The sequence below is a fragment of the Ruegeria sp. SCSIO 43209 genome, from assembly GCF_019904295.1.
In the GTDB taxonomy this organism is placed as follows: domain Bacteria; phylum Pseudomonadota; class Alphaproteobacteria; order Rhodobacterales; family Rhodobacteraceae; genus Ruegeria.
The window spans coordinates 1,334,423-1,356,480 of the sequence record NZ_CP065359.1 but is presented as its reverse complement, the minus strand read 5'-3'; the positions used below and the strand labels follow the sequence as shown (position 1 = coordinate 1,356,480).

Genomic DNA, 22,058 nt, shown 5'->3' with positions numbered 1-22,058 from the left:
TAACAAAACAGATAGGATTGCTGCTTTCAAAAGCACTTTTTTGTTAGGACTTTTCTTTTTCGGACAGCTTGCCTAGGGTCATGCCCAGAACGACGACGTTCAAACGATAAATAGGGAGTAACCTAATGAAAAAGCTGCTTACCGCTACTGCAGCAACCGCTCTGCTGGCGGGTACCGCTATGGCCGAGGACGTGAAGCTGGGCGTGCTGTTCGGCTTTACAGGCCCGATTGAATCGCTGGCCCCGGCCATGGGTTCGGGCGCTGAAATGGCGATGGCTGAGGTCACCGAATCCGGCAAACTGCTGGACGGCGCAAGCGTGACCGGAACCCGCGCCGATACCGGCTGTATCGACAATGGTCTGGCCACCTCGAACGGCGAACGTATGATTGCCGATGGCGTTGCCGGTATCATCGGCGGCGACTGCTCGGGCGTCACTGGCGCAATCCTGCAGAACGTCGCGATCCCGAACGGCATGGTCATGATCTCGCCGTCGGCCACATCTCCGGGTCTGTCGACCATGGAAGACAACGGCCTGTTCTTCCGCACCGCGCCGTCGGATGCGCGTGAAGGTCAGGTAATGGCAGACATCCTGAATGACCGTGGCATCAGCTCGATTGCTCTGACGTACACCAACAACGACTATGGCAAGGGACTGGCGGACGCGATCCAGTCCTCGTTCGAGGCTTCGGGCGGCGAAGTCACCATCGTTGCCGCGCACGAAGACGGCAAGGCCGACTATTCGGCCGAAGTTGGCGCGCTGGCCTCGGCCGGTGGCGATATTCTCGTGGTCGCAGGATATCTGGACCAAGGTGGTTTGGGCATCATCCAGTCGGCTCTGGACAGCGGAGCGTTTGACACGTTCGGTCTGCCGGGCGGCATGATCGGTGACTCGCTGCCGGCAAACGTTGGCCCCGACCTGAACGGCTCGTTCGGTCAGATCGCTGGCTCGGGCGGTGAAGGTGCCGAGAAGTACTTTGCCATGGCTGAAGCTGCGGGCTTTGACGGTTCGTCGCCCTACTCGCCGGAAAGCTATGACGCCGCCGCGCTGTTCATGCTGGCGATGCAGGCCGCAGGTTCGACCAACCCCGCTGAATACGGCGCGAAAATCATGGATGTCGCCAATGCTCCGGGTGAGCAAATCTTCCCCGGAGAACTGGCTAAAGGTCTGGAGCTGTTGGCTGCCGGTCAGGACATCGATTATGTCGGCGCATCGGGCGTTGAGCTGATCGGCCCTGGTGAAAGCGCAGGTTCCTATCGCGAGATCGAGGTGACCGACGGCGAAAACAAGACCGTCAACTTCCGTTGATCCAAGATTAAAAGTCATAAAAACAAGCAGCCCGGCCCTTGTGTCCGGGCTGTTTCAATGAAAAAAGGCCGCACTCCGGTTAACGGGGATGGTAAAAACGCCGAAAACGGCGGCTAGGGGAAAAGATGATCGTCGTCGATGACGTGCACAAGCATTTCGGCGGGTTTCATGCGGTGGACGGGGCATCGCTGGAAATCCAAAAGGGCTCGATCACCGGTCTGATCGGACCGAACGGGGCCGGAAAAACCACGCTATTCAACGTGATCGCGGGCGTACTTCCACCGACTAGCGGTAAGGTACACATGGACGGTGAGGATATCACTGGCCTACCCCCGCACGAGCTGTTTCATAAGGGCCTGCTGCGCACCTTCCAGATCGCGCATGAGTTTTCGTCGATGAGCTGCCGTGAAAACCTGATGATGGTGCCCGGCGCACAATCCGGGGAATCGCTGTGGAACACATGGTTCGGGCGTAAGCGTATCGCGGATGAGGAACGCGCACTTAGGGCGAAAGCCGATGAGGTGCTGGAGTTCCTGACAATCGAACATCTGGCCGATCACAAGGCCGGTCAGGTCTCGGGCGGTCAGAAGAAACTTCTGGAGCTTGGCCGTACCATGATGGTCGACGCCAAGATCGTGTTTTTGGACGAGGTCGGCGCTGGTGTGAACCGCACGCTCCTGATGACCATCGCCGACACGATCCTGCGCCTGAACAAGGAGCGCGGCTATACCTTCGTCGTTATCGAGCACGACATGGATTTCATCGGCAAGATTTGCGACCCAGTCATATGCATGGCCGAGGGCAAGGTGCTTGCCGAAGGCACTCTGGACGAGATCAAGGCCAATGAGCACGTGATCGAAGCTTACCTAGGCACCGGCCTTAAGAACAAAGACAAGCTGGAGGCGGGCGCATGAGCGACAACCCCTACCAGGACGATAAGGGCAACAAGGACGCCTCGATCACCAATACGCATGGTGTCGGCACCATGACTCCAGCGCATCGCAAAAGCGGTGAAACGCATCGGGTCGAGGGCGGTCCTTTCCTGATTGGCGACACTATGACTGGTGGCTATGGCAAAGGGCCAGACATCCTGCATGACTGCACCATCGCCGTTGATAAGGGCGAGATCGCGGTGATCGTCGGCCCCAACGGCGCGGGCAAATCCACCGCAATGAAGGCTGTGTTTGGCATGCTGGACGTACGCCAAGGGTCTGTGCGGCTGGATGGCGAAGATATCACCAATCTCAGCCCGCAAGACCGCGTGGTACGCGGCATGGGCTTTGTCCCGCAGACCTCGAACATTTTTACGTCGATGACAGTGGAAGAGAACCTAGAGATGGGTGCTTTCATCCGGCGCGACGACATCAGCCAGACGATGGAACAGGTCTATGACCTCTTCCCCATTCTCCGCGACAAACGCAATCAGGCCGCCGGAGAGCTGTCAGGTGGTCAACGTCAACAGGTCGCCGTTGGCCGTGCGCTGATGACTCAGCCCAAGGTGCTGATGCTTGACGAACCCACCGCTGGCGTCTCACCCATCGTAATGGATGAGCTGTTTGACCGGATCATCGAGGTTTCCCGCACCGGGTTGCCGATCCTGATGGTCGAACAGAACGCCCGACAAGCGCTGGAGATCGCGGACAAAGGGTACGTGCTGGTTCAGGGGCGAAATGCCTATACCGGTACGGGCAAGGAACTTCTTGCCGATCCCGAAGTGCGTAAGAGTTTCTTGGGGGGGTGAGGATGAGGCAATTAATATGCGCCTCGCTGGCTTCCGCCCTCATGATCCTACCTCAGGCATCAGAAGCACAGGCGACCTCGTTCGTTTGTAATTTCGTTGTCGAATGCACCATCGAAGATGGATGCGAGAAGAAGAATATGGACCTGACATTTTTCATCGATGAACAAGGACAAGCTTTCATGCAAGGAAACGTAGATCTTGTCCAAGTCATGCCGTTAGTAGGTGATACTGCCCACTCATTCGTGGAACCTCTCGGAACTGGTGTAGTTCAATCGACTTCGATTTTGCAGAACGGCGCGGCAGTTCATTCTCGACATACGTCAATCGCTGGTGAGTTTGTAGTCTCCCAATGGCATGGGCAATGCTCTGCGTTTGGAGGTGACAACTAATGGACTTTCTCAACGCCCTTGTGGCGCTCTCCAACTTCGTTCTTGTTCCCGCAATCGCCTATGGCAGCCAGTTGGCGCTGGGCGCTTTGGGGGTGACGCTGATTTACGGCATCCTGCGGTTTTCGAACTTTGCCCATGGCGATACGATGGCCTTTGGCGCGATGATCGCCGTGCTGGTCACATGGGGTCTGCAGGCCGCCGGGGTCAGCTTCGGGCCGTTACCGACCGCTCTGCTGGCCCTGCCCTTTGCCATTCTGGGCTGTATCGTTCTGGTGCTGATCACCGACCGGTTGGTCTATCGCTTCTATCGGGAACAGAAGGCCAAACCGGTCATTCTGGTGATCGTCTCGATGGGTGTGATGTTCATCATGAACGGGCTGGTTCGTTTCATCATCGGTCCGGATGACCAAAGGTTCTCGGACGGAGCGCGTTTCATCGTCTCGGCGCGAGATTTCAAGGCGATGACTGGGCTGCGTGAGGGGCTGGCAATCAAGACCTCCCAGGGCATCACGGTGATCGTGGCGGTTGTCGCCGTGGCGCTGTTGTTCTGGTTCCTGAACAAAACGCGCACCGGCAAATCAATGCGGGCCTATTCTGACAATGAGGATCTTGCGTTGCTGTCCGGTATCAACCCCGAGCGCGTGGTGATGATCACATGGATCATCGTTGCCGCGCTGGCGACCACTGCGGGCGTGCTTTACGGCCTCGACAAAAGCTTCAAGCCATTTGTCTATTTCCAGCTTTTGCTGCCGATCTTTGCCTCGGCTATCGTGGGTGGCCTCGGAAACCCTCTGGGAGCCATCGCAGGCGGTTTCATCATCGCGTTTTCTGAGGTGACGATCACCTACGCGTGGAAGAAAGTGCTGACTTATCTGGCACCTGAAAATCTGGAGCCGTCAGGTTTGGTGCAGTTCCTGTCCACCGATTACAAATTCGCTGTCAGCTTTGCCATTTTGCTGATCGTACTTCTGTTTAAGCCAACCGGCTTGTTCAAAGGAAAAGTGTTATGAGCGAGCCCGTCAAAAACACGCTGCTTTTTGTGGTCGTCGGCGCACTCATCCTGTTGACCGGATTCACCCAAAGCTGGAACGCCGCAATCCTGATCCTGAACATGGGCTTGATCTCGGCCATCATGTCGATTGGCGTCAACCTGCAATGGGGCTTTGCTGGCCTCTTCAACGTTGGTGTCATGGGCTTTGTCGCGCTGGGCGGGCTAGCGGTTGTGCTGGTTTCGACACCCCCAACCCCCGGCGCCTGGTCTGGTGGCGGGTATGGCGTCATCCTGTCGCTTTTGATGGGTGCGGCAACCGTGGTTGCAGCTGTGATGGTGGCCCAAAAAATGCCCAAGGGACGCACACAAACCTTTGCGATCATCGGTATTCTGGTCGTAGGTTTTTTTGTTTACCGCGCAATTTTTGATCCCAACGTAGCTGCGATCGAAGCGATTGATCCTGCTGTCGCTGGTAATATCGGCGGTTTGAACCTTCCTGTCCTATTCGCTTGGCCTGCCGGGGGACTTTTGGCGGCGGGCGCAGCATGGCTGATCGGAAAAACAGCGCTGGGCCTGCGCTCGGACTATTTGGCAATCGCCACACTTGGTATCGCCGAGATCATCATCGCCGTCATGAAAAACGAGGACTGGCTGGCACGTGGGGTCAAGAACGTCTACGGCATTCCACGCCCCTCACCGGTGGTTGGCTACGAAGTTGAATTGCAGCAAGACCCAACTTTCCTTGCACGGGCCGAGTGGTTCGGGCTGGATCCGGTTACTGCCTCGACGCTTTCCGTCAAGCTGGGCTACTCTTTGCTGTTCCTGTTCGTGCTCCTGGTGCTGCTGTGGATGGCTCAGATGGCGTTGAAAAGCCCTTGGGGCCGCATGATGCGCGCCATCCGCGACAACGAGGTCGCCGCCGAGGCGATGGGCAAGGACGTCACCCGTCGCCATCTACAGATCTTTGTTCTGGGCTCAGCCATCTGCGGCATCGCCGGTGCGATGATGACCACTTTGGACGGGCAGCTGACGCCGGGCACTTACAACCCGCTTCGCTTTACCTTCCTTGTCTGGGTCATGGTGATCGTCGGCGGGTCGGGCAACAATTTCGGAGCCGTACTGGGAGCGTTCCTGATCTGGTTCCTGTGGGTTCAGGTTGAACCCATGGGCCTGTGGCTGATGAACCTGATAACCTCAGGCATGCCTGACGGCAGCGCACTTAAGACGCATCTGATCGATAGCGCCGCACATATGCGCCTGTTCACCATGGGGCTGATTCTTTTGATTGTTCTCAGATTCAGTCCAAGAGGGCTGATCCCCGAGAAATAAGCAAAATTTCCTGCGAAATTCCCCTAACGCACCGTTAATCGGTGCGTTTTATTGTGCGGCGAGTCAGAACGCTCTAAATCGGTGTATCGTGATCCACCACATCGCGCTGTGCCCCATACCATGTTTGTTTGGTGCGGAGTTGTAACGATCTGACAGTTAACCAAGATGAGAGCACCGTAGTCGCAATGATTAAACCACTCAGAGTTTTCGCAATCGGGATCCCGCTGATGGCAACGCTATCAGCGTGTATTCCCTCACCTGAACAATTAGAGACCAGCCCGGTCAAGGTCCAGACGCCCAAAGGTGTTGTGACCTGTCAGCTTTACCGCCAGGACCGCGTCACCTGGGACCGCGCAATCGATTTTCCGGCCACCAAAATGTCGGTGCCCGAGGCGGATAATTATTGCAGACAGGAAGGCCTGCGCCGGCTTAATCGATAACAATATGGGCGCGCGACTGGTTCGGCGCGCGCCGCACTCCGGATTCTAGCGATTGCGGAACAAGCCGCCCAGTATGCCCCTGACGATGCGGCGGCCAGTTGTTCCTTTCAGTTCTTTGATCACGGCCTCGCTCATGGCTGTGGCGAAGGTATCCTTTTTGCGCGAAAGACGAGAAGACGATCGCCCAACGCGGTTGCCCGAATACCTTCGGGCCGAGGCGTATTCGCGTTCTGCCGGGCTCTGCTGTTCCAGAACTTCGTCGGATTCCGCCTGTTCCGCCGCATTCGCAGCGGCATCCGCGCGCGCCTGCAGAATCTCAAACGCCGATTTGCGGTCGATACGCTTGCCGTATTTTGCATCCATCGGCGAAGCTTTGATCACCGACTGACGCTCAGCTTTGGTAATCGGACCAAGTTGGGAGCCCGGTGGCCGGATCAAAGTGCGCTCGACCACGCCCGGTACACCCTTCTTTTGCAGCATCGACGTCACGGCCTCGCCCACGCCCACCTCTCGGATTGCGGTCTCAGTATCGAAAGCTGGGTTTTCACGATAGGTCTCAGCAGCAAGTCGCAGATTCTTGCGGTCGCGCGCTGTGAAGGCCCGCAGCGCATGTTGGACCCGGTTGCCCAGCTGACCCAGAATATCTTCCGGGATGTCCGCCGGATTCTGCGAGATGAAATAAACGCCAACGCCCTTTGATCGGATCAGGCGCGCCACCTGCTCGACCTTGTCCACCAGCACTTTGGGGGCGTCCTCGAACAGCAAGTGCGCTTCATCAAAGAAGAACACCAGTTTCGGTTTTTCAGAGTCCCCCACTTCGGGCAGTTCTTCAAACAATTCGCTAAGCAGCCACAACAGGAAAGTCGCGTACAGACGCGGAGAGCCCATCAGCTTGTCAGAGGCCAGAATGTTCACCATCCCTTGCCCGTTCGCATCTGTCCGCATCAGGTCGGCCAGGTCCAACGCAGGCTCGCCAAACAGATTGGTACCGCCCTGATTTTCCAGAACCAGCAAGCGGCGTTGAATAGCACCGATCGAAGATGTCGAGACATTGCCATAGCGCAGCGATAGTTGGGCACGTTTCTCGCCTATCCAGACCAGCAATGCCTGCAGGTCTTTCAGGTCAAGCAGCGGCATGCCTTCTTCGTCTGCGACCCGAAAGGCGATGTTCAGAATGCCTTCCTGCGCCTCGCTCAGTTCCATCAATCGCGATAGCAGCAGTGGGCCCATCTCGGTTACTGTGGTCCGGACCGGATGCCCCTGCTCGCCAAACAGATCCCAGAACGTGACTGGACACGCGGCGTAAGAGAATGTGCCGAACCCGATCTTCGCGGCCCGATCCAAAAAAGCCTGGTGTAATTTGTGGGTTTCGCTTCCAGGCAGCGCCAGCCCCGACAAGTCACCTTTCACATCGGCCAGAAACACTGGAACCCCCGCCTGTGAGAAGCCTTCAGCCAGAATTTGCAGCGTAACCGTTTTGCCCGTACCGGTCGCACCAGCAATCAGGCCATGGCGGTTCGCATATTTCAGCGACAGCCCCTGTGCCACTGAATAGCCGTCGCCACCACCGCCTACGAAGATCTTGTTGTCCATTGAAAATCTGTCCCGAATTCTACCGATCTGCTGCAAGCATACAAAGTTAACCTTTCGCTGCGAGAGTAAATGTTGCTTCTCGTGGCCTGGCTGCGGGGGCAAACTTCCTCCCTGTCGACTGGCCGTGCCTTTTGGCACGGCTTTTTTTAAATTCTACAAAAACCGAAAGACGCAAGAATAGTTTTTTAGGGTTAGGAGTTGACCAACGGGTTCCCCTTTCGTAACGTCTGCGCATAACTAAGTCGGCCAGTCCGACGGGGAGAAAATATTCAGGAAGGGAGCCGCTCCACCGGCTCCCTTTTTCGTTGCAGATCGCGGTGTTTCCCACGCATTTCGGCAAAAAACGATCAATTCCCGGTCTGGAATTCGGATTTACCCTGACACCACTGAATTGCGGTGATAGAGGAAACAAAAAACAGGATCAGTTAGATGAGGCATTCATGATCAGGAAACTTGTCCCTTTTAATGTGGCGGCCGCAGCACTTTTGTGCGGAACAGCATTTGCGCAGGAAACCACACAGCAACCTGAAGCCGGTGCTGAAGCCGAAGTTGGCAGCGATCTGGATCTGGGTGAATCCGGTCCCCGTGTTGGCGAGCAATACGTCAAAGAACAAACGGGTGAATGGAATATTTCCTGCATCAAAACCGAAGGCGAAGACGATCCCTGCGCGATGGTTCAGATCCTCAATAACCAACAGGGTGATCCGATTGCCGAAGTTTCGATCGGAAAACTGCCCGAAGGCGGTGCCGCTGTTGCTTGGGCGAATGTTGTTGTACCGCTCGAAACCCTGCTGCAGGCGCAATTGGCTATGTCGATCGATGGGGCACCGCGCAAGCTTTACAATTATCACCACTGCATTCCAGTTGGCTGCGTGGCGCAACTGGGTTTGACACAGGGTGATATCGACGCGATGAAATCAGGCCAAAAGGCAGTGCTGTCGCTGGTTCCTGCGCGCCTGCCAGATCAGGTTCTGAATATGGACATGTCTTTGTCTGGCTTCACAGCAGGATTTGACGGACTGAACGTTTCCATAAACTAAGCCCCGCAAAAGCATCGAATAAGAAAGCCGCCGTGATAACACGGCGGCTTCTTCATATACGCTTCAACGCAAGAACGGCGTTCAGCCCACCAAAGGCGAAAGCATTGCTAAGGGCGACATTAACTTTCGCCTCACGCGCCTCGTTTGGCACCACATCTAGCGCGCATTCGGGGTCGGGCTCTTCATAGCCAATGGTCGGGGCGATCACCCCGTCGCGCAGGGCCATGATACAGGCTAATAGCTCAACTGCGCCGGTACCGCCGATCAGGTGTCCGTGCATGGACTTTGTTGACGAAATCATCAGATCGTCGGCGTGCGGACCAAACACACCAGCAACGGCTGCACATTCGGTTTTGTCATTTGCAGCCGTGCCGGTCCCATGGGCATTTATGTAACCCACATCGCTTGCATTCAGCCGTGCATCCGATAGCGCCCCGGCCATGGCCCGTGCTGCACCCTGTTTGCTCGGCATAACTATGTCGGCCGCGTCCGAGGACATGGCAAAGCCCACGACCTCGCACAGGATATCTGCTCCGCGCGCGCGCGCGTGTTCGTATTCTTCGAACACAAAAACACCCGCACCTTCGCCTTGCACCATCCCGTTTCGGTTTGCGCTAAAGGGCCGACAGGCATCTTTTGACATGACGCGAAGCCCTTCCCATGCCTTGACGCCACCAAAGCACAGCATCGACTCGGACCCACCGGTCACCATTGCGGGCGCTGCCCCGCTGCGCACCATCTGAAATGCCTGCGCCATTGCATGGTTCGAGGACGCACACGCTGTTGATACTGTAAAGCTAGGGCCTTTTAGGTTGTGCTCCATCGAAACGTGGCTGGCCGCCGCGTTGTTCATCAGCTTGGGCACGACAAAAGGATGCACGCGATTTTTGCCATCCTCGTAAACCGAGCGGTAGTTGTCATCCCAGGTGGAGACGCCACCACCAGCCGTTCCCAGCACCACCCCCGACCGCGCGGCTGTGTCACCCGAGAATACGATACCGGATTGATCGATCGCTTCTTTGGCGGCGGTTAACGTGAACTGCGTGAACCGATCATACAGCGTCATCTGTTGGCGGTTGAAACGGCCCTCGGCCTCAAAACCCCGGACTTGACCGCCGATCTTGATCGACAGGCGATCCACATCACGAAACTCAAGCTCGGAGATACCACAACGACCCTCGCGCATGGCTTCCAGAGTGTCGGGGACGGAATGGCCCAACGCGTTAATGGTGCCAGCACCCGTAATGACGACGCGTTTCATACCAGCGGTCAGACCTTTTCAGACACGAGTTTTTCGATACCCGCAATGATCGCTGTCACATTCGAAATGTCGAAATCGCCGGATGTGGGCTCGTTTGCGTTGAAGGGCACGGTGATATCGAACTCTTCCTCGATGGCAAAGATACTCTCAACAAGACCCAGGCTATCGATGCCCAATTCTTCGAGCGTACTGTCGGGCGTCACATCCGAAGGCTCAAGCACGGCCTGTTCGGCAATGATTGCTATGACGCGGTCGCTGATGCTCATCTCGATCCCCTGATTTTCGCCTTGGGGATGATTTAATCACTTGAAGGCTGTTTGAAAACAGCCTTTTTCAACGCCTCGACGTCGCGCGACAATCGGGGCAGACGACGTTGGGCTTTATATATCTCGGTATGGCTTTCCATTTTAATGCCCGGGTAGCCCATGATCACGCGACCAGCTGGAACATTTGACAGAATCTTGGTGCCGCCACCGGCAATCACGCCATCACCGATGAAAATATTATCGACAACACCAGTCTGACCACCCAGTACCACGTTATTGCCAATCTCGACCGAACCAGAAACGCCGGTTTGACCACATAACAAACAATCCTGCCCGACTCGGGTGTTGTGTCCCACGTGGACAAGATTATCCAGTTTCGATCCACTTCCGATTACAGTATTGCGTATGGTCCCGTTGTCGACAGTGCAGTTCGAGCCGACTTCGACGTCGTCGCCAATCTCGACCGCACCCAGCGAATGGATGCGCAACCAGCTTTGCGCCTTTGCATCCCCCTGATCACCCAGAGTTTTCCGCGCATTTTCGGCACCCGAGACTTCTGGTGTGACATAGCTGAAACCGTCCCCGCCGATACGGGCACCCGGCTGCGCGATAAAGCGATCACCGATTTGAGCCCGCGCACCGATGCTGACCATTTCGCGCAGCAGAGCGTTTTCACCAAGCGACGCATCCATACCGATCACGCAATGCGCGCCGATAACCGAACCCGCGCCGACGCGCGCGCGCGCACCGATAACAGCAAGCGGGCCGACCGATACGTCTACCCCGATCTCGGCGGTTTCATCAATGACAGCCGATGGATGAATTCCCGGCGCAATCCCCTGCCCGCGATCCAGCATCGCGGTGATCCCTGCCATCGCCATGCGGGGGCGTTGCACAAAAATGGCGGCCTCAAGCCCCAGTGCTTTCCAGTCCGCGCCATCCCACAAAACCGCGGCCCGTGCTGAACCGGTCTCCAAAGCTTCAGCATATTTTGGCGACATCGCCATGGCCAGATCGGTTGGCCCGGCATCTCCCGGCTCGGCTGCCCGCAAGATGGTCAGGCCAGTCTGGCCTTCTGCGACGACCCCCAGGGAATCGGCGATTTGTTGAACGGTAAACTGCATGTCGGGCGTCCTCGTGGCGGGATTTGCCTCGTGATTACCCTTGAACGTCCGGCAGGACCACCCCTGCCTTTTGCAGCGCTTCCCAGATCTTGCGATCCCGGTCATACACGTCGCGGCGATACTGCACCTCGCCTTTGGGGCCAATATAGGCCGTGCGATAAATCAGATGCACCGGAATTTTTTTATCCAGTTCAACCTTCGTTTCTTTGCCCGTGTTCAGCACGCGGTGGAAAAACGCCTTTGGATCCTCTTCCTGCTTGGCCAGCAGCTTATAGGCAAACTCGAACGGTTGCGCCAAACGGATGCATCCATGCGAGAATGCCCGAACCTCGCGTGCGAACAGAGATTTCTGAGGCGTATCATGCAGATAGATGTTGTACTTATTAGGGAACATGAACTTCACCAGCCCCAGTGCGTTGCTTTTGCTGGGGGGCTGACGCATGGAAAACGGGAAATTACGCGCAGTGAACTGGGTAAAGTCAACCGCTCCACGATTAACCTGACGGCCACGGCGGTCGGTGATCTGGATATGGCCGACAGCATTTGGATTGGCCCGTAATTGCGGCAGATATTCCTTCGTGATGATCGAGCGTGGCACATACCAACTTGGGTTGATCACCATATGCTCCATCTCATCCGAGAACTCTGGGCTTCGGCGATCATGTGTGTTTTTGCCGATCACGGCACGAGTCTCAAACGTGACCTGCCCGTCATCGACGATCTTGGCAGAAAAATCGGCCAGATTCACCAGAATATGCCGCTCACCACGGTCTTTGGGTAACCAGCGCTCCCGTTCAAGCGCAACGTAAACAGCTTTCAAGCGGTCTGAAACTGGGCGATTGATCTCGGAAATAGTGCCTTTGCCAGCTACGCCATCCGCCTCAAGACCATGAGCAGCCTGAAAGGATTGCACCGCCGCAAACAGCGCATCATCATAGTTTGGGCTGGCAGTAGGCTTCAGATAACCCATCGCGACAAGTCGATTGCGCAGCCTGATGACACTGTTCCCTGTGTCCCCAAGCTCAAGCTTGGAGACAGGAACGGTCTCGCCCCAGCCACCTTGTGTCATCAGCGCTTCCAGCGCCTTCTTCTGTTTCAACAGCGCAAGATACTGGCGCGATTGAGGCATCATATCCCTGAAATAGGTATCACCCTGGCTGGAAACGAGCAGTTCAAGATGCTCTGCGGCGCTGCGTCGTTCCACCGCCCGCACTAGGCCGGGATCAATCTGCGAAGGCGTTACAGAACCGGAATGCAAGTCTCTGGCATATTTGACAAAAACCCGAGTCAGCTCGGCCTCGAGCATGCCCAGATCACGGGTGTTGCGCGCGTCCTGCATCTTTGTCTTCAAAGTCTGGACGTCGTAACGTGCCCCAGGCAATCCATGCAGATCGGTCGTCGAAAGCGCTTCGATCAGGGCTTTGCGTCGTGCAGCATGTTCGGGCGTATCGCCAACCCAAACCGGATCAAACCCGTTTGTGCGATAAAACTCAGCAATTGCCGGGCTGTTGGACACACTTTCCGCAACGGCCATTTGAAACGCTGTGCCATCCGTCCCCGCCTGCGCGACTGAGGCCGAAGCCACAAGGAAAGCGGCGATAAAAACACTTGAACGAGCACGGGTAACAAATGACATAGGATGGCCCTGTTTCTTCAATGACTTGTCACGCCCTATAAGCGGCGTCTGAAAATAATGTTTTGCTGAGCGCCTGATGTCTATTCACAAATTCATCACCAGGCCGCTTCTTTGACCCCTGGTGCGCGTTTGCATCGCCGACGCGCGAACTGCGCCAAAAGCAAGCATACTTGCATCAGTTGCGCAAAAAACTGCCGAAATTTCCCCCTAGATTTGGCTGCGACCAAAGATTTCTTGGCTGTTGATTCCTACTGTGCCATAAATCCCGCATCTGGGATGGGAAAAAATTAATACGGCGCGCGTAACATCGTGTGCAGGCAGGAACAGTACGGGACGAAACAAAAAATGACCAAGAGCAGTACCTCGGGCCTGACCCGGCGTGCCCTATTGGGCGCATTCGCCGCAACCGCAGTTGTTGCAGCCCCCACATATTCCAACGCAGCAGGTTTCCTTCGCGGCGGAGGTGATATTCGCCGTATCCGCATGTATTCCGGCCGTACCGGTGAACGTATCGATATGGTCTATTGGGTTGATGGCAAATACATCAAAGACGCGGTGAAAGAGGTCAACCACTTCATGCGCGACTGGCGCAGCGATCAAGTCAAGTCCGTGGACCTGAGGACCGTCGACATCATGGCGGCCACTCATAACCTTCTGGATGTCAGCGAGCCATACATGCTGCTGTCGGGTTACCGCTCACCGCAAACCAACGCAATGCTGCGCCGCCGCTCGCGGGGTGTTGCCAAGAATTCGCTTCATATGAAGGGTCAGGCTGCTGATCTGCGACTGTCATCACGCTCGGTCTCGCAAATGGGCAAAGCAGCGATGGCCTGCCGTGCCGGTGGCGTTGGACAGTATTATCGTTCGAATTTCGTTCACATGGATTGCGGGGTCATCCGCTCGTGGCGCGGCTAATCGAGCATTTCATCTTTCGCTTTTGCACAACCCCCATCAGATAGTTCTGGCGGGGGTTTTGTTTTGCCTGGAAAGAACAGGTTCGTGCACCGTCAGTTCTGCGTAATATGACGACTAGCAAGGGTGAAATGGCGCACCTGAGAGGATTCGAACCTCTGGCCTCTGCCTTCGGAGGGCAGCGCTCTATCCAGCTGAGCTACAGGTGCCTTGGCCGTTAGCTACCCTCGTTCCAATCCGGGTGCAACTGCAAATCCGCAGTACGATCAGGCAAACAGATCGTGGGCAAGCTCCAACGCATCGATCAGAGTGTCGACCTCATCCGTCGTGTTATAGAGCCCAAAGCTGGCACGACAGGTAGCAGTGACCCCCAAATGATCCATCAGCGGCCCGGCGCAGTGGTGGCCTGCGCGCACGGCGACACCCTTTTTGTCCAGAATGGTTGAAACATCATGGGCATGCCCTGCCCCATCCAAAGTAAAGCTGAATATCGCGGCTTTGTTCGCTGTGGTGCCTTGAACCTGCAGCCAGTTCAATCCATTCAACCGTTGCATCGCATAGTCGCGCAATCCGGCCTCATGCGATGCGATGCTCTCCATGCCAAGGTCCATCATATAGTCAAGCGCCACACCCAACCCGATGGTCTGCACGATGCCGGGGGTTCCGGCCTCGAACTTCATTGGAGGATCGTTGTAGATCACCTGATCCTTTGAAACCTCTTTGATCATGTCACCGCCACCTATAAAGGGGCGCATTTCAGCCATGCGGTCCGATTTGACAAAAATTGCACCAGAACCGGACGGGCCGTACAGTTTATGACCCGTGATGGCATAGAAGTCACATCCGATGTCATCGACATTGACGGGCATATGAACCGCGCCCTGGCTGCCATCCACCAGAACCGGAACGCCTTTGGCGTGGGCGCCTTGCGTGATTGCTTTGACATCAACCACAGTGCCCAGCACGTTCGAGCATTGGGTCACCGCAACCAGCTTTGTCTTGGGGCCAATGGCGTCGATTACCGCCTGAGGGTCAAGATGGCCGGTCGCATCGACGTCGATCCATTTCAGCACCACGCCCTGCCGTTCGCGCAGGAAGTGCCACGGCACGATGTTGGCGTGATGTTCCATCACGCTGAGGACAATCTCGTCCCCCGCCTGCAGGCGTGGCATTGCCCAACCGTAGGCGACCAAATTGATTCCTTCGGTCGTACCCGAATTCAGGACAATCTCATTCTCGTTTGATACGCCCAGAAACCGCGCAACCGTGCCACGGACGGCCTCATATTTCTCGGTCGCGAGATTTGACAGATAGTGAAGCCCTCGATGCACGTTCGAATATTCGTGCGCATAGGCCTGCGTGATCGCGTCGATCACCACCTGGGGTTTCTGTGCGGAGGCCCCGTTGTCTAGATAAGTCAGCGGCTTTCCGTTGACCTGACGTGACAGGATCGGAAAATCTGCGCGGATTTTTTGTACGTCATACATAGACAGGACTTCCCTATACAGACCCGGCGGGGATCAGCCAAAGAACAAACGGGACGGCCACAAGACCAGAGATCAGGATCACAACAAACGACTTTCCCAACGACTTAAATCGATGCGCCTCGTTGAGAAAATGCAGGGTGATATAAAGGCTAAGACCCAGCATCGCCAGACTGGCCGGTAAGAATAGAAACGGCAGCGCTGCAACCAGCGCTAGAATGATTGCTTGCCCCGCAATTTGCAGGATTTGCAACCAGACAATCAGCGTCATGAAGTCATTGAACGTTCCCGTTCCACCCAGGACGCGGCCCACTAACAGGAACGTCACGACGCTGATCATGATTGCCGCAACGGAAACAAAAAGCGTCCTCGATAGTGGCTCAGCCAGTTGCTGAACATCCGGACTGATAAGCGGCAGGACGAAGCTGGACGCAGACTGGACCAGAGCGTTCAGGATCACCGCGAGAGAGAAGGCGAGCCACAGTACATCCGTACCCAGCCGCAACGCGAGCAATCGTCTTGCGGCTTCGGCTGGATTGGACAGGGTCAGAACGACCAGGTTGAGCAGTGCGGTGGAATTCATTTAGCAGCCTTTTGCGATTGCTTGAGGCCCGACAACCAGAACCAGAGAAAAACCGCAACCCATAACAGCCCCACAAGTGTTTGCGCTGACCCTGGGCCGATGAAACCGGATACCAGCCCATTCAGCAACACCAAAGGCGCTGACGCGAGAAGCGCCCAGAACAAGGCTAGCCGCGCGCCATAGCTGGTGCCAACGCCCCCCATCATCCGCGCGATGAAATGGGTGAGCCAAGCAAGAAGATAAAAGCACAATGGCAGAATAAAGACCGAGCCCAACAGGGCCCCGCCCATCAGCATGTTCAGCTCTACCCCTTCCAGATGAGCCCTCCGTGCAAGTCCGGGCAATTGTGCGATAAAGCCTATTACACAGAACGCCATCACAAACGCCAATGCGCGATCTTCGCGCGGCCCCATATCAAGCAGCCGACGCACCACACGCCCCGGTCCGCGATACGTGGCCACGATATCAGTTGTGACAGGCATCAGCGTCGGCGTGCCAGCCAATCTTGCAATCGGGACACGATATCAGCTGCCAGATCCTCGTCCTCGATTTCATCAACGGCTTCAGCCAGGAAGGCCAGTGTCAACATGTCGGTTGCTTCTGCCGTTGGGACGCCACGGGAGCGCAGGTAGAACAAAGCCGTTTCATCAATGGCGCCCGAGGTCGAACCGTGCGAACACGCAACGTCATCGGCGTAAATCTCGAGCTCGGGTTTGGCGAGGAACTGACTATCATCGTCCAGAAGCAACGACTGGCTGATCTGGTAACCGTCGGTTTTCTGAGCGCCTTCCTTTACCAAGATCTTGCCCTGAAAAACACCCGTCGCCCCGTTGCGAAGCACCTTCTTGAACACTTGGCGGCTTTCGCAATTCACCGCATCATGGGTGACAAAGACCGTGTCATCATGGAGAAAATCACCATCTCCAACACACGCACCCGCCACGTGCGCGACCGCATCGTCACCCGTCAGTTCGACGACTTGCTCGTTTCGCGTTAAAACTCCGTTCACGGTCAGCGTGAAGGATTTATAGACGGATTCTTTACCAAGCCGCGAGAACATATGAGTTGCCGCACGGCGTTGATGATCCCGACCCTGCGCACGGATATGATGCAGTGTGCCATTGTCGGCGATATCGATCTCCATGCATTTGTTGAAGCGCGAAGCTGCGGGTCCGTTTTCAAGGATCGTGACTTCGGCACCGCTTTCAACCCGAACGACATGATGCAGGATTGCATCCGACGTTTCGGATTCATGGCGATAAATCAGGTTAATCGGTTTGCTCGGCTTGCCAGATACATGAATGGCAACGCCGTCAGATGCATAGGCCGTGTTCAGCGCCGCCAAGGGACGCGCCACTGGATTTTGGCCTTTTGCTTCAAGAACGCCGTATAACTCTTTGGCCCAATGGATATCTTTGCAACAGATATCTTCCAGCCGATCGATCGTTACACCCTCCAGAGACAGATCATCAGAGTCTTCCGGGCTGAATACGCCATCAATGAAAACGATCTTCAGCCGGTCGAGCGCGTGGAACAGAGCCGGTTCATCCGTTTTGAACAAAGCAGCACTGGGAGCTTCCGCAGAAACCAGAGTGTCTGGACGGGTATATTTCCAGTATTCATCTCGACGACTGGGCAAACCCATCGCGCGTACACGTGCAATTGCGGCTTCGCGCGCTTTCCGTGTGCATCCCGCATCCGGCATGGTCAGCGCTGCCAGCCGTTCCTCGGTCGCCGTTTGTTTTGCTTGGGGCAAAGCCATCAGTTCACCTCGGCCAGAATGTCGGCATAGCCGTTGTTTTCCACTTCCAGCGCGAGTTCGGGGCCGCCGGATTTCACGATGCGACCATCCGCCATGATGTGAACCACGTCAGGTTTGATGTGATCGAGAAGCCGCTGATAGTGCGTGATAACAAGGAACCCGCGCCCCTCATCACGCAACGCGTTCACGCCCTCGGCCACCAGCTTCATCGCGTCTACGTCAAGGCCCGAGTCCGTTTCGTCCAGGATACACATCTTCGGCTCTAGCATCGCCATTTGCAGGATTTCGTTGCGCTTTTTCTCACCACCCGAAAAGCCAACATTGACCGGACGTTTCAACATTTCAGCGTCGATTTTCAGCGCCTTGGCCTTGGCACGAACCTCTTTCAAAAAATCCGTCGCCGACAGCTCTTCCTCGCCACGTGCTTTTCGCTGCGCATTCACGGCGGTGCGCAGGAAGGTCATGTTGCCCACACCGGGAATCTCGACCGGGTACTGGAACGCCAGAAACACACCTGCGGCTGCACGTTCTTCCGGTTCCATCTCAAGCAGATCCTCGCCATCAAGCGTCGCGCCGCCCTCGGTCACCTCATAGCCATCACGGCCTGACAACACGTAGCTGAGCGTCGATTTGCCCGAGCCATTCGGCCCCATGATCGCGTGCACTTTGCCAGGCTCAACCGTCAGGTCGACCCCTTTCAGAATTTGCTTGTCTTCTTCCTCAAGTTTGACGTGCAGGTTATTGATTTCCAGCATTTTCTGTCCTTTAGCATCTCGCAAGGGGCGCATTGCGGCCCCGATAAGTTCTTATCCCAGCACCTTGCGGATCACGCGGGCGATGATCCATCCAAGCAACGCGCCTGCGCCCACTGCCCAAACCGGGTTTATGAAGTCCATGTACTTGGTATTGACGTAAGCAACCCCCAACAGGCCGCCGAGCACCGGCAACGCATAGCCAAGCACGGTCAGGACATCGTCCTTTCGGATTCGCTGTTGGGGTTTTGGTGTCATCAGCCGACTGATCCCTCAAGGCTGATTGCCACAAGCTGTTGCGCTTCCATCGCAAATTCCATCGGCAGCGCCTGCAGAACGTCCTTGCAGAACCCGTTGACGACCAAGGCCACGGCTTCTTCCTCGTCCATGCCACGCTGACGGCAATAGAACAGCTGATCGTCATCCACTTTTGATGTCGTCGCCTCGTGCTCGACCCGAGATGAGTTGTTCTTCACCTCGATATACGGAACCGTATGCGCCCCGCATTTGTCGCCAATCAGCAAGCTGTCGCACTGCGTATAGTTGCGGCTGTCCTTGGCCTTTGGATGCATCGACACCAGACCACGATAGGTATTCTGCGCCTTACCGGCGCTGATCCCTTTCGATACGATCCGCGACTTGGTGTTCTTGCCCAGATGCACCATCTTGGTGCCGGTGTCGGCTTGCTGCATGTTGTTCGTGATCGCGATCGAGTAGAACTCACCCTGGCTATCGTCGCCACGCAGGATGCAGGACGGGTATTTCCAGGTTACGGCTGAGCCGGTTTCGACCTGCGTCCACATCACCTTGGAGCGATCACCCCGACAATCGGCGCGCTTGGTCACGAAGTTGTAGATCCCGCCCTTGCCATTCTCATCTCCGGGGAACCAGTTCTGAACGGTCGAGTATTTCACCTCGGCATCTTCTTCGACGATGATCTCGACAACCGCCGCGTGCAACTGAGCGGTGTCGCGCTGGGGCGCGGTGCAGCCTTCCAGATACGAGACGTAAGAGCCCTTGTCGGCGATGATCAGCGTGCGCTCAAACTGGCCGGTATTTTCTGCATTGATGCGGAAATATGTGCTCAGTTCCATCGGGCAGCGCACGCCGGGCGGGACGTAGACGAATGAACCATCCGAGAATACAGCCGAGTTGAGCGTGGCATAGAAATTGTCCGAGACCGGTACGACCGTCCCCAGGTATTTCTTGACCAGTTCCGGATGCTCTTTGATCGCCTCGGAAATCGAGCAGAAGATAACGCCGGCTTTCTTCAACTCTTCCTGAAAAGTCGTCCCGACCGACACCGAGTCAAATACTGCATCAACAGCAACCTTACGGCCTTCTGCCGGTGCATTCTCAGCGCCCTCGACACCTGCCAGGATCATCTGTTCTTTCAGAGGGATACCCAGCTTTTCGTAAGTCGCCAGAAGCTTGGGATCGACCTCATCCAGAGATTTGGGTTTATCTTCCATCGATTTCGGACGGGCATAATAATACTGGTCCTGAAAGTCGATCGGCGGGTAGTGCACCATCGCCCATTTAGGCTCTTCCATCTGGGTCCAGCGCTCGAACGCGGCCAGACGCCATTCGGTCATCCACTCAGGTTCATCATTTTTGTCCGAGATCAGACGAACGATATCGGGATTCACGCCTTTTGGCGCATACTCCATCTCGATATCAGTTTCCCAGCCGTATTTATAAGTGCTGACCTCGCGAACCGCGTCTACGGTTTCCTGATCGACACCCTCTTTCACCTGGGTCTGGTCCAAAGCGGCCATAATTCACCCTCCGTCAGATCACGCGGCCCGCGCGCGATGCTTTTTCTCTTTTTCAAGCCACGTTTCCGCGAAACGCAGCACATCTTCTTCTGCCGTCTCTGGCCCCAGCGATACGCGGATTGCGCTGGAGGCCGTCATCTCATCAAATCCCATGGCCGTCAGTACGGCGCTTGCACGAACCTTGCCGCTGGAACAGGCCGAGCCCGCACTGATCGCGAAGCCTGACAAATCCATCTGCATGACCTGTGTCTCGCCCTTCCATCCCGGTGTGGCGAAGCACAGAGTGTTGGGGAGTCGCCCTTGGTCTTTCCCGACAAAAATAGTAGCTTTCGTACCAGCCTCAAGAGCGTTTTCTAGAATATTTCTAAGTTCTGCAACGTTTTCCCAAACGCCATTTGCTAAATCACGGGACGCGGCTTCAGCTGCTGCTCCGAACCCCGCAATTCCAGTGACATTTTCTGTGCCCGAGCGACGCCCCATCTCCTGCCCGCCGCCCTTGATTTGCGCAGCAAGATCGGTGCCGCGTTTCATCACCAACGCCCCGATCCCTTTTGGCCCGCCAAGTTTGTGGGCTGAAATCAGCGCCATCTCAGCCCCCAGCCAGTTGAAGGCTATCGGCAACTTACCAAAAGCCTGAGTTGCGTCAGTGACCGCAAGACCGGCAGGCAAAGACTGAACAATCCCGGTTTCTGAATTGGCCAGTTGCAGCGTGGATTGGGGCGCGTTCAGCACGTCAACATGCCCACTCTGGGCCACAGGCAAAACCTCATCAATCCAGGCCCTTACCGCGTCATGTTCAATCGCTGCGCCTTGAAAATCGCGCCCCGCCATGGCCAAAGCCGCTGCCTCAGTCGCGCCGGATGTAAACACGATGTCGGCACCATCGGCCCCAAACGCTGTTGCGATTTGAGTGCGCGCTTTCTCGACCACCGCTTTTGCGGCGCGCCCTTCGGCATGGACCGAGGACGGATTGCCCACCAAATCCATCGCCGCGATCATTGCATCGCGGGCCTCGGGCCTCAGAGCGGCGGTTGCGTTATGGTCGAGATAAACCCGTTTCATAGATGTATCTTTTCCAAGATGGGTTTTGACGGAACACAGAAACACGTCATCAGATCAATCGTCCACGACTGCGAACAAGCTGGGAACAGCAGGACACGGTGCAAGATCATTCCGGATTACATCCGACAGCCGCGTTTGATGCAGGAATACGTAAACATTCGCGCTCAGGCTTTCCCACAACCGATTGGTCAGTGACTGCGCCCGGCTGCCCGAAGACGCGCCCGAGGCACCTGCCCCCTTGTGCATCGCATCCACCGTCTCATCAACCGCGGCCAGTATCTCGACCACACGGATTTCCGAGGCAGGTCGCGCCAGGCGATAGCCCCCACCCGGTCCGCGTACTGAACTGACCAGATCAGCTCGGCGAAGTTTCACAAAAAGCTGCTCCAAATACGGTAGTGAAATATCCTGACGTTCGGAAATCTCGCCCAACGTGACAAGTTTGTCCGAGGACTGAAGGGCGATATCCGCCAGCGCAACCATCGCATAGCGGCCTTTGGTCGACAGCTTCATTTTGTTTCCTTCAGGCAAGAACTGCGCGAAAACATTGACGTCGCCCGAGCCAGTGCGTATCTCCCACTGACAGCGTTTTCACGCGACACAATGTA

Annotated in this window: 22 protein-coding genes and 1 tRNA gene; 8 read left to right on the top strand and 15 right to left on the bottom strand. The window is 56.1% G+C overall.

Translation table 11 applies throughout. From position 1 onward, the window contains the following. Nucleotides 1-125 precede the first annotated feature (125 nt). The 6 genes from I5192_RS06815 to I5192_RS06790 all read left to right on the top strand — a co-directional run bounded on the left by I5192_RS06815 (nt 126) and on the right by I5192_RS06790 (nt 6,197). Nucleotides 126-1,307, top strand: coding sequence for an ABC transporter substrate-binding protein (locus I5192_RS06815; protein ID WP_170393052.1), 1,182 nt, complete (start codon nt 126-128; stop codon nt 1,305-1,307). 125 nt (nt 1,308-1,432) lie between these two features. Further along, a complete protein-coding gene (locus tag I5192_RS06810) occupies nt 1,433-2,221 on the top strand; it encodes an ABC transporter ATP-binding protein (RefSeq protein WP_170393051.1) in 789 nt (262 codons plus the stop codon). Then, nucleotides 2,218-3,048, top strand: coding sequence for an ABC transporter ATP-binding protein (locus tag I5192_RS06805; protein WP_170393050.1), 831 nt, complete (start codon nt 2,218-2,220; stop codon nt 3,046-3,048). The genes I5192_RS06810 and I5192_RS06805 overlap by 4 nt, the downstream gene beginning before the upstream one ends. Nucleotides 3,049-3,436: 388 nt before the next feature. Further along, a complete protein-coding gene (locus I5192_RS06800; RefSeq protein ID WP_223118036.1) occupies nt 3,437-4,447 on the top strand; it encodes a branched-chain amino acid ABC transporter permease in 1,011 nt (336 codons plus the stop codon). Further along, nucleotides 4,444-5,757: a branched-chain amino acid ABC transporter permease gene (locus I5192_RS06795; RefSeq protein WP_223118035.1), complete on the top strand. Its 1,314-nt coding sequence runs from the start codon at nt 4,444-4,446 to the stop codon at nt 5,755-5,757. Before I5192_RS06800 ends, I5192_RS06795 begins: the two co-directional genes overlap by 4 nt. Before the next feature lie 227 nt (nt 5,758-5,984). Beyond that, nucleotides 5,985-6,197: a hypothetical protein gene (locus I5192_RS06790; protein ID WP_255612098.1), complete on the top strand. Its 213-nt coding sequence runs from the start codon at nt 5,985-5,987 to the stop codon at nt 6,195-6,197. 45 nt (nt 6,198-6,242) lie between these two features. On the opposite strand, the gene I5192_RS06785 is transcribed toward I5192_RS06790, so the two are convergent. Continuing rightward, the gene (locus tag I5192_RS06785; RefSeq protein WP_223118033.1) at nt 6,243-7,790 is read right to left on the bottom strand and encodes a helicase HerA-like domain-containing protein; all 1,548 of its coding nucleotides are present in this window, start codon (nt 7,788-7,790) and stop codon (nt 6,243-6,245) included. Between the two features lie 440 nt (nt 7,791-8,230). Between I5192_RS06785 and I5192_RS06780 the strand changes: the two genes are divergently transcribed. Next, a complete protein-coding gene (locus tag I5192_RS06780; RefSeq protein ID WP_170393045.1) occupies nt 8,231-8,830 on the top strand; it encodes an invasion associated locus B family protein in 600 nt (199 codons plus the stop codon). A gap of 52 nt (nt 8,831-8,882) precedes the next feature. Here I5192_RS06780 and I5192_RS06775 read toward each other — a convergent pair whose 3' ends face one another. Genes I5192_RS06775 through I5192_RS06760 form a run of 4 tightly spaced genes read right to left on the bottom strand, consistent with a single transcriptional unit; the run spans nt 8,883 to nt 13,117 of the window. Continuing rightward, nucleotides 8,883-10,091 (bottom strand): beta-ketoacyl synthase, encoded by a 1,209-nt coding sequence (locus tag I5192_RS06775; RefSeq protein ID WP_170393044.1) that lies wholly within the window; start codon nt 10,089-10,091, stop codon nt 8,883-8,885. 8 nt (nt 10,092-10,099) lie between these two features. Beyond that, a complete protein-coding gene (locus I5192_RS06770) occupies nt 10,100-10,357 on the bottom strand; it encodes an acyl carrier protein (protein ID WP_170393043.1) in 258 nt (85 codons plus the stop codon). A 32-nt stretch (nt 10,358-10,389) separates the two neighbouring features. Continuing rightward, the gene (lpxD, locus tag I5192_RS06765; protein ID WP_223118032.1) at nt 10,390-11,481 is read right to left on the bottom strand and encodes a UDP-3-O-(3-hydroxymyristoyl)glucosamine N-acyltransferase; all 1,092 of its coding nucleotides are present in this window, start codon (nt 11,479-11,481) and stop codon (nt 10,390-10,392) included. Between the two features lie 34 nt (nt 11,482-11,515). Then, nucleotides 11,516-13,117 carry a murein L,D-transpeptidase gene (locus tag I5192_RS06760; protein ID WP_223118031.1) on the bottom strand — a complete coding sequence of 534 codons (1,602 nt, stop codon included), beginning with the start codon at nt 13,115-13,117 and terminating at the stop codon, nt 11,516-11,518. A 345-nt stretch (nt 13,118-13,462) separates the two neighbouring features. Here I5192_RS06760 and I5192_RS06755 point away from each other — a divergent pair, with 345 nt between their 5' ends. Then, entirely contained in the window at nt 13,463-14,032 is a 570-nt protein-coding gene (locus tag I5192_RS06755) for a DUF882 domain-containing protein (RefSeq protein ID WP_170509840.1), read from the top strand. Between the two features lie 129 nt (nt 14,033-14,161). Here I5192_RS06755 and I5192_RS06750 read toward each other — a convergent pair. From I5192_RS06750 to I5192_RS06705, 10 genes are all read right to left on the bottom strand, one after another. Continuing rightward, nucleotides 14,162-14,238, bottom strand: a tRNA-Arg gene (locus I5192_RS06750). A gap of 57 nt (nt 14,239-14,295) precedes the next feature. Further along, nucleotides 14,296-15,516 (bottom strand): cysteine desulfurase, encoded by a 1,221-nt coding sequence (locus tag I5192_RS06745; protein WP_223118030.1) that lies wholly within the window; start codon nt 15,514-15,516, stop codon nt 14,296-14,298. Nucleotides 15,517-15,529: 13 nt separating this feature from the next. Beyond that, entirely contained in the window at nt 15,530-16,096 is a 567-nt protein-coding gene (locus tag I5192_RS06740; protein WP_170393038.1) for a Yip1 family protein, read from the bottom strand. Continuing rightward, complete coding sequence (locus I5192_RS06735) at nt 16,093-16,578, bottom strand: YIP1 family protein (protein ID WP_170562683.1); 486 nt, start codon at nt 16,576-16,578, stop codon at nt 16,093-16,095. The genes I5192_RS06740 and I5192_RS06735 overlap by 4 nt, the downstream gene beginning before the upstream one ends. Then, on the bottom strand, nt 16,578-17,858 hold the full coding sequence (gene sufD, locus I5192_RS06730) for a Fe-S cluster assembly protein SufD (RefSeq protein ID WP_223118029.1): 1,281 nt from the start codon (nt 17,856-17,858) through the stop codon (nt 16,578-16,580). Before sufD ends, I5192_RS06735 begins: the two co-directional genes overlap by 1 nt. Beyond that, nucleotides 17,858-18,613, bottom strand: a complete 756-nt coding sequence (gene sufC / locus I5192_RS06725; protein WP_170393035.1) for a Fe-S cluster assembly ATPase SufC — start codon at nt 18,611-18,613, stop codon at nt 17,858-17,860. Before sufC ends, sufD begins: the two co-directional genes overlap by 1 nt. Before the next feature lie 51 nt (nt 18,614-18,664). After that, nucleotides 18,665-18,868, bottom strand: coding sequence for a hypothetical protein (locus tag I5192_RS06720; RefSeq protein ID WP_170405842.1), 204 nt, complete (start codon nt 18,866-18,868; stop codon nt 18,665-18,667). Continuing rightward, the gene (gene sufB / locus I5192_RS06715) at nt 18,868-20,388 is read right to left on the bottom strand and encodes a Fe-S cluster assembly protein SufB (protein WP_170393033.1); all 1,521 of its coding nucleotides are present in this window, start codon (nt 20,386-20,388) and stop codon (nt 18,868-18,870) included. Before sufB ends, I5192_RS06720 begins: the two co-directional genes overlap by 1 nt. Nucleotides 20,389-20,406: 18 nt before the next feature. Then, a complete protein-coding gene (locus I5192_RS06710; RefSeq protein WP_170562677.1) occupies nt 20,407-21,450 on the bottom strand; it encodes a cysteine desulfurase family protein in 1,044 nt (347 codons plus the stop codon). A 54-nt stretch (nt 21,451-21,504) separates the two neighbouring features. Next, nucleotides 21,505-21,963, bottom strand: coding sequence for an Rrf2 family transcriptional regulator (locus I5192_RS06705; protein ID WP_170393031.1), 459 nt, complete (start codon nt 21,961-21,963; stop codon nt 21,505-21,507). Nucleotides 21,964-22,058 lie beyond the last annotated feature (95 nt).

Bases quoted from the DNA above. Each gene is read 5' to 3' on its own strand.
- lpxD (WP_223118032.1), bottom strand. From the start codon at position 11,481: ATGCAGTTTACCGTTCAACAAATCGCCGATTCCCTGGGGGTCGTCGCA.
- sufC (WP_170393035.1), bottom strand. From the start codon at position 18,613: ATGCTGGAAATCAATAACCTGCACGTCAAACTTGAGGAAGAAGACAAG.
- I5192_RS06770 (WP_170393043.1), bottom strand. From the start codon at position 10,357: ATGAGCATCAGCGACCGCGTCATAGCAATCATTGCCGAACAGGCCGTG.
- I5192_RS06710 (WP_170562677.1), bottom strand. From the start codon at position 21,450: ATGAAACGGGTTTATCTCGACCATAACGCAACCGCCGCTCTGAGGCCC.
- I5192_RS06815 (WP_170393052.1), top strand. From the start codon at position 126: ATGAAAAAGCTGCTTACCGCTACTGCAGCAACCGCTCTGCTGGCGGGT.
- sufB (WP_170393033.1), bottom strand. From the start codon at position 20,388: ATGGCCGCTTTGGACCAGACCCAGGTGAAAGAGGGTGTCGATCAGGAA.
- I5192_RS06795 (WP_223118035.1), top strand. From the start codon at position 4,444: ATGAGCGAGCCCGTCAAAAACACGCTGCTTTTTGTGGTCGTCGGCGCA.
- sufD (WP_223118029.1), bottom strand. From the start codon at position 17,858: ATGGCTTTGCCCCAAGCAAAACAAACGGCGACCGAGGAACGGCTGGCA.
- I5192_RS06755 (WP_170509840.1), top strand. From the start codon at position 13,463: ATGACCAAGAGCAGTACCTCGGGCCTGACCCGGCGTGCCCTATTGGGC.
- I5192_RS06760 (WP_223118031.1), bottom strand. From the start codon at position 13,117: ATGTCATTTGTTACCCGTGCTCGTTCAAGTGTTTTTATCGCCGCTTTC.
- I5192_RS06790 (WP_255612098.1), top strand. From the start codon at position 5,985: ATGGCAACGCTATCAGCGTGTATTCCCTCACCTGAACAATTAGAGACC.
- I5192_RS06720 (WP_170405842.1), bottom strand. From the start codon at position 18,868: ATGACACCAAAACCCCAACAGCGAATCCGAAAGGACGATGTCCTGACC.
- I5192_RS06705 (WP_170393031.1), bottom strand. From the start codon at position 21,963: ATGAAGCTGTCGACCAAAGGCCGCTATGCGATGGTTGCGCTGGCGGAT.
- I5192_RS06805 (WP_170393050.1), top strand. From the start codon at position 2,218: ATGAGCGACAACCCCTACCAGGACGATAAGGGCAACAAGGACGCCTCG.
- I5192_RS06740 (WP_170393038.1), bottom strand. From the start codon at position 16,096: ATGAATTCCACCGCACTGCTCAACCTGGTCGTTCTGACCCTGTCCAAT.
- I5192_RS06785 (WP_223118033.1), bottom strand. From the start codon at position 7,790: ATGGACAACAAGATCTTCGTAGGCGGTGGTGGCGACGGCTATTCAGTG.
- I5192_RS06775 (WP_170393044.1), bottom strand. From the start codon at position 10,091: ATGAAACGCGTCGTCATTACGGGTGCTGGCACCATTAACGCGTTGGGC.
- I5192_RS06780 (WP_170393045.1), top strand. From the start codon at position 8,231: ATGATCAGGAAACTTGTCCCTTTTAATGTGGCGGCCGCAGCACTTTTG.
- I5192_RS06810 (WP_170393051.1), top strand. From the start codon at position 1,433: ATGATCGTCGTCGATGACGTGCACAAGCATTTCGGCGGGTTTCATGCG.
- I5192_RS06735 (WP_170562683.1), bottom strand. From the start codon at position 16,578: ATGCCTGTCACAACTGATATCGTGGCCACGTATCGCGGACCGGGGCGT.
- I5192_RS06800 (WP_223118036.1), top strand. From the start codon at position 3,437: ATGGACTTTCTCAACGCCCTTGTGGCGCTCTCCAACTTCGTTCTTGTT.
- I5192_RS06745 (WP_223118030.1), bottom strand. From the start codon at position 15,516: ATGTATGACGTACAAAAAATCCGCGCAGATTTTCCGATCCTGTCACGT.